7 protein-coding genes are annotated in these 6469 nt (G+C 61.5%); 3 read left to right on the plus strand and 4 right to left on the minus strand.

What is annotated here, in order from left to right; all coding sequences use genetic code 11:
* Nucleotides 1-50 precede the first annotated feature (50 nt).
* Entirely contained in the window at nucleotides 51-692 is a 642-nt protein-coding gene (locus tag ACY693_RS13120) for a L,D-transpeptidase family protein (RefSeq protein ID WP_462322275.1), read from the minus strand.
* Nucleotides 689-1060, minus strand: coding sequence for a DUF2237 family protein (locus ACY693_RS13125; protein ID WP_462322276.1), 372 nt, complete (start codon nucleotides 1058-1060; stop codon nucleotides 689-691). The genes ACY693_RS13120 and ACY693_RS13125 overlap by 4 nt, the downstream gene beginning before the upstream one ends.
* A 195-nt stretch (nucleotides 1061-1255) precedes the next feature.
* Here ACY693_RS13125 and icd point away from each other — a divergent pair, with 195 nt between their 5' ends.
* Entirely contained in the window at nucleotides 1256-2515 is a 1260-nt protein-coding gene (gene icd / locus ACY693_RS13130) for an NADP-dependent isocitrate dehydrogenase (RefSeq protein WP_462322277.1), read from the plus strand.
* 132 nt (nucleotides 2516-2647) lie between these two features.
* Here icd and cspD read toward each other — a convergent pair whose 3' ends face one another.
* The gene (gene cspD / locus ACY693_RS13135) at nucleotides 2648-2857 is read right to left on the minus strand and encodes a cold shock domain-containing protein CspD (protein ID WP_462322278.1); all 210 of its coding nucleotides are present in this window, start codon (nucleotides 2855-2857) and stop codon (nucleotides 2648-2650) included.
* A 414-nt stretch (nucleotides 2858-3271) separates the two neighbouring features.
* On the opposite strand from cspD, the gene clpS reads away from it, so the two are divergent.
* Together clpS and clpA are read left to right on the plus strand one after the other, a co-directional pair.
* Complete coding sequence (gene clpS / locus ACY693_RS13140; protein WP_462322279.1) at nucleotides 3272-3652, plus strand: ATP-dependent Clp protease adapter ClpS; 381 nt, start codon at nucleotides 3272-3274, stop codon at nucleotides 3650-3652.
* 54 nt (nucleotides 3653-3706) lie between these two features.
* Entirely contained in the window at nucleotides 3707-5971 is a 2265-nt protein-coding gene (gene clpA, locus ACY693_RS13145; RefSeq protein WP_462322280.1) for an ATP-dependent Clp protease ATP-binding subunit ClpA, read from the plus strand.
* 67 nt (nucleotides 5972-6038) lie between these two features.
* Here clpA and infA read toward each other — a convergent pair whose 3' ends face one another.
* Nucleotides 6039-6257, minus strand: a complete 219-nt coding sequence (infA, locus tag ACY693_RS13150; RefSeq protein WP_462322281.1) for a translation initiation factor IF-1 — start codon at nucleotides 6255-6257, stop codon at nucleotides 6039-6041.
* Between the last annotated feature and the right edge of the window lie 212 nt (nucleotides 6258-6469).

Here is a 6469-nt window from a genome sequence, read left to right on the forward strand (position 1 = left end):
CCTCCTGAGGGCGGCTCAACTGCCGTTTCTTCGTCTCGCTCAAGGCTCGCTCAAGGCCGAATCTCGATCGGCGTTCCGTCGACGGTGTAGCGCCAGATCTCATCGATTGCCAGGTTCGAAACTGCTATGCAACCTTCGGTCCAATCCTCGTAGCGGATCAGGTCACGCAGCGCTGGGTCAAGCGACCGGCGCGGCTCCCCGTGGATCATGATCGCGCCTCCGGGACTGTCCCCGCGCGCAGCCGCTCGCGCCCGGTCCTTGGCATCGGGATAGGAGATGTTGATGGCCTTGGTGAAACGACTCCATGGATTGCGCCAATCGAGCAGATAGTGCCCCTCTGGTGTTCGGCCATCGCCCTCACGCTCCTTGTGGCCTTCGGGCGCAAAGCCGAGCGCAATGCGATAGGTGCGAAACGGCTTGCCGTCTCGCATCAGATACAGCCGCCGCTGACCCTTCTTCACTAACACCTCGTCGGCCAACAGCGGGGCCGAGCTGGCCGCTGCTGCCAGCGGCTGGGCATCGCGCGCCTGCGGTACGGTGCATCCAGGCAAGAGCGACATGGCCGCAACCGAGGCACTCAAGCTCAACGCAAGGAATAACGTCAGCGCGAATCGCAGCAGCAGCCTTGGCACGGCCGTGAAGCCCCCACTGAGAAGCCCTTCTTTGAGTCCGTTTCGACGGGTCGAGCTCAAGATAGATCGACGGCGTGCCGTTTGAGGTCGCCGAGATCGCAGACCTCGAGCGTCCGCTCATGCGTGCTGCGCAACGCCACGCGCGGTGCACAGCCAGCTTCTAACGCCTCTTGCCAGCGCGCCGCGCAGAGACACCAGCGATCACCGGGCTTGAGCCCCGGGAAACCGAATGCCGGCACGGGCGTCATCAAATCGTTGCCGCGCGTCTTCGAGTACTCCAGGAACTCGCGCGTCACGCGCGCGCAGACCGTGTGCGAGCCCAGGTCTTCGGGGCCGGTCTCGCAGTCGCCGCTGCGGGTAAAGCCCGTCAAGGGCTCGGTCGAGCAGGTTTCGAGTGGCTCACCTAGGACATTGCGCGCGTTGGACATGGAGCAGTACCTCAAACTAAAGCCGCTGTTGGCCGCTGATATGACATGCACTCGCCGCGAACACAAGCCAACCTGAACCGTCATACCGGGCTCCGGGCCCTGCCCACAGGCCAGATGCCAGCCCCCGCCAGCCGGCATCGTGCCCGCCGCCGATGGTACTATCCGGTCCATTCAAACAACAGGAGCATCAAATCCATGGCCTTCGAGAAGATCCAGTTACCAGAAAGCGGCGAGCCAATCCGCGTCAATCCTGACAGCAGTCTCGTCGTTCCCGACAGCCCGATCATCCCCTACATCGAAGGCGACGGGATCGGCATCGACATCACCCCGGTGCTGAAAAAGGTCCTGGACTCAGCCGTCAGCAAGGCCTACGGCGGCAAACGGCAAATCGCTTGGATGGAGATCTTCGCCGGCGAAAAGGCCACCAAGCTCTACGGACCCGATGTCTGGCTGCCAGATGAGACCCTCGACGCCGTTCGCGACTATGTGGTTTCGATCAAGGGTCCGCTCACAACACCGGTCAGCGGCGGCATCCGCTCGCTCAATGTGGCGCTGCGTCAGCGGCTCGATCTCTATGTCTGCCTGCGCCCGGTGCGCTATTTCCAGGGCACGCCGAGCCCGCTGAAACGTCCAGAAGACACCGACATGGTGATCTTCCGCGAGAACTCGGAAGACATCTACGCCGGCATCGAATGGCCAGCAGGCTGCGAGGAGGCCAAGACCCTCATCGGCTTCCTCCAAGACCAGCTCGGCGTGACCAAGATCCGCTTCCCGGCTAGCTCCGGTATCGGCATCAAGCCGGTCTCAAGCGAAGGCACCAAACGGCTGGTGCGCAAGGCCATCCAGTACGCGATCGACAACGGGCGCGACTCGGTGACCCTGGTCCACAAGGGCAACATCATGAAATTCACCGAGGGCGCCTTCAAGGACTGGGGCTATGAGCTGGCGCGCGAAGAATTCGGCGCCGAGCTCCTCGATGGCGGTCCCTGGTGCCGCTTCCAGAGCCCGAAGACCGGCAAGGACATCATCGTCAAGGATGTGATCGCCGATGCCTTCCTGCAGCAGATCTTGCTGCGTCCGAAGGACTATGACGTCATCGCCACCTTGAACCTGAACGGCGACTACATCTCCGACGCCCTCGCCGCTCAAGTCGGCGGTATCGGCATGGCCCCAGGCGCCAACCTCTCGGATAGCGTCGCCATGTTCGAGGCGACCCACGGCACCGCGCCCAAGTATGCTGGCAAAGACCAGGTCAACCCCAGCTCACTGCTGCTCTCTGGCGAGATGCTGCTGCGCCACCTCGGCTGGACCGAGGCAGCAGACCTGGTGATTGGAGGCATCGAGGGTGCGATCGCGGCCAAGACCGTGACCTACGACCTCGAGCGACTGATGGAGGGCGCGACCAAGCTTAGCTGCTCGGCCTTCGGCGATGCCGTTATCGCCAGGATGGGTTAGCCAACCAAGACCCTACTCGGCAGGTCTCGACCAGCCGTCACCTCGGATGGCAACCCCATTCAGTGCTTAGTAAGACGCCCCGACTAGCTGCTAGCCGGGGCGTCTTGGCCCTCATCCTGTCGTTGACGACAGCTACTGCATCGCGCGCTGGACCGTGGCCGCATGCAGCCCTTTCGGCCCTTGCGAGACCTCGAACTGGACCTTCTGCCCTTCTTTCAGGGTCTTATAGCCGTCCATGTCGATCGACGAGAAGTGTACAAACACGTCCTCGTCGCGACCATCGGGTTTGACGAAGCCGTAGCCTTTGGCGTTATTAAACCATTTGACGATACCGGTGATCATCTAGAACTCCTCCGCGACTTCACTCTTTCTTCGGTTGGTTGTTCAGCTTGTTGTTGTGGGCCGGACCGCCGCTGAACGGCCAAGCACTCGACACCCCCTGAGCACAGATGAAGAGCGCAGATGAACGGGTGGTGACAAAGAAGTATAGTTGCCCATCGCGCTTGGTCAATCTCGGGGTATGAGCTCAGCGATGCCAGGCCACGGGCCCGGCGGGCCGATGCCGCCACAAGCAGAAGACCCTAGCAAGGCAGCAGCGAGGCAGCACTGGTCCGAGCCATAGACGCCGACACCTCGGGGGCTGTATTTTTCGGTCCATGATCCCTACTCAATAAGATATTGTCAGAGGCGTCTTCATCATCAACCTCGCGCCGCGGGGCTCATGCCCAACGGCACTGAACCACGCTAGTCAGCTCGATGCCGCACCGATTCTTCACAGACTCTCCGCTCTACGCCGTTGGCCCTGCCCAGATTCGCTTGTCGAATCAGGAGGAAGGTGACGACGGCGCTGGACTCTCGGTGGAAGAGGCGAAGCCGGCGCTCAAACGCCCGCCGCTATACAAGGTTTTGCTCGTCAACGACGACTACACACCGATGGAATTCGTCGTCCATGTGCTCGAGACCTTTTTCAGCATGTCGCCCGAGAAGGCGACCCAGGTCATGTTGCATGTGCACACGCGCGGCGTCGGTGTTTGCGGCGTCTTCACACGCGACATCGCCGAGACCAAGGTCTCGCAAGTGAACGATTTCTCGCGCCAGAACCATCATCCGCTGCTCTGCACGATGGAAGAGGCCTGAGATGCGCCTTAAACAACATTCCGTCTTCACAGATAGGTCCCGGGGTCACAGTCCATGTTGAGCAAAGAGCTTGAATTCACGCTGAACCAGGCGTTCAAAGAGGCGCGGGCAAAGCGACACGAGTACATGACGGTCGAGCACCTACTGCTCTGCCTGATCGATAACCCAGCCGCGGCCAAGGTGCTCCGCGCCTGCGCCGCCGATAACGACAAGCTGCGCAGCGATGTAGCGACCTTTATCGAGGAGACGACACCGCTGATCGCAGAGAACGACGATCGCGAGACGCAACCGACACTGGGCTTCCAACGCGTCCTGCAGCGGGCTGTGTTCCATGTGCAGTCGGCTGGCAAGAAAGAGGTCACCGGTGCCAATGTGCTCGTCGCCCTGTTCAGCGAGCAGGATAGCCAGGCCGTCTATCTGCTGAATCAGCAAGATGTCTCAAGGCTCGACGTGGTCAACTACATCTCGCACGGCATCTCGAAGGTGCCCGGCGAGGACCAGGACGACGAGTCGCAGGCCGAGCCAGACGAGGTGCGCAGTGACGAGAAGGAATCGCCGAGCGCACTCGAGAACTTCGCGACCAACCTCAACGAGATGGCCCGCCAAGGCCGCATCGACCCCCTGATCGGTCGCGCGGGCGAGGTCGAGCGCACCGCACAGATCCTCTGTCGACGGCGCAAGAACAATCCGCTCTTGGTCGGCGAGGCTGGTGTCGGCAAGACGGCAATCGCCGAAGGTCTCGCAAAGAAGATCGTCGATGGCGAGGTGCCCGAGATCCTCGGGGTCTCAGTCATCTACGCCCTCGACCTGGGCTCGCTGGTCGCCGGCACCAAGTACCGCGGCGACTTCGAGAAGCGTCTGAAGGCGGTGCTCGCCGAGCTCAAGCGCAAACCGCACGCGATCCTATTCATCGATGAGATCCATACCATCATCGGTGCTGGCGCGGCCTCGGGCGGCGTCATGGATGCCTCCAACCTGATCAAGCCAGTGCTGGCCTCCGGCGAGCTGCGTTGTATCGGCTCGACCACCTATCAAGAATATCGCGGCATCTTCGAGAAGGATCGTGCGCTCGCACGACGCTTCCAGAAGATCGATGTTAACGAGCCCTCGGTCGAAGAGACGATCGAGATCCTCAAGGGCTTGAAGAGCCGCTTCGAGGCGCATCATCAGGTCAGCTATACCAACCCAGCGCTGCGTGCGGCTGCTGAGCTCTCGGCCAAGTACATCAACGATCGCCACCTGCCCGACAAGGCCATCGACGTTATCGATGAAGCCGGTGCCAATGTGCAGCTAAGGCCCGCAGCCAAGCGCAAGAAACGCATCGATGTGACCGATGTCGAGGCCATCGTCGCCAAGATCGCGCGTATCCCGACGAAGAAGGTCTCGGCCTCCGATACCGAGTCGCTGCGCAACCTCGACCGCGATCTGAAGATGGTGGTCTATGGTCAAGGCGAAGCGATCGACGCGCTCACCTCAGCGATCCGGATGAACCGCTCTGGCCTCGGCACCGAGGAGAAGCCGATCGGCTCCTTCCTGTTCACCGGCCCGACCGGCGTCGGTAAGACCGAGGTCACGCGCCAGCTGGCACGCATCATGGGTCTGGAGCTGATCCGCTTTGATATGTCCGAGTACATGGAGCGGCATACGGTCTCCAGGCTCATCGGCGCCCCACCCGGCTATGTTGGCTTCGACCAGGGTGGACTACTGACCGAAGAGGTCACCAAACATCCGCACTCGGTGCTGCTGCTCGACGAGATCGAGAAGGCGCACCCGGACGTCTTCAACCTGCTCCTGCAGGTCATGGACCACGGCAGCCTGACCGACAACAACGGCCGCAAGGCGGACTTCCGCAACGTGGTGCTGGTGATGACAACCAATGCTGGTGCCGAAGAGACCAGCCGCCGCTCGATCGGCTTTACCGAGCAGGATCATTCCACCGACGGCATGGAGGCGCTGAAGAAATACTTCACGCCCGAGTTCCGCAACCGGCTCGATGCCGTGGTCCAGTTCGGTGCCCTCGACGCCAAGACCATCGGCAGCGTGGTCGACAAGTTCTTGTTCGAACTCGAGGCGCAGCTGGCCGACAAGAAGGTGGCGCTGGTGGTCGAGCCCGATGCCCGCGCATGGCTGGCTGAGAAGGGCTATGACCCGAAGATGGGTGCCCGCCCGATGGCTCGGGTGGTCAAGGATCACATCAAGAAGCCGCTCGCCAACGAGCTGCTATTCGGCGAGCTGAGCGGTGGCGGAACCGTGGTGGTGCGTCTCGGCGAGGATGACGAGCTGGCTTTCAGCTTCGAGACCGAGAAGGCCCCGGCCTAACCGACTTGAGAGATAGAAGCGATGCGGACCGTCTCTGGTCCGCGCGCGCCGCACGAAAGCGTCGCGCTCAACGGACCCGATAGGTGATGCGACCCTTGGTCAGGTCATAGGGGGTAAGCTCGACCGTCACCTTGTCGCCGGTGAGGATGCGGATGTAATGCTTGCGCATCTTGCCAGAGATATGGGCCGTCACGATGTGGCCATTCTCAAGCTCAACCCGAAATACGGTGTTCGGCAAGGTCTCGACGACCACGCCTTCCATCTGGATTACGTCTTCTTTTGCCATGTCATTGAGATCTGCGTCGTCATACCACGAGCGCCCCTAGGGCTGGTTAAAGCGGCTGGTGAAGACCGGCTACCCTGGCGCATCGCTACCATAAAACCGCACAAGTATATCACAGGCTGGCCTCAGACCTGCCCGATCGCTTGAAGCGGCAGCAAGGCTAGGTGGTGAGCCGGATCGGTTCGCCGCGCTCGAAACGACGCCACTGTTGTCCA

The organism is Halochromatium sp., from assembly GCF_054919635.1.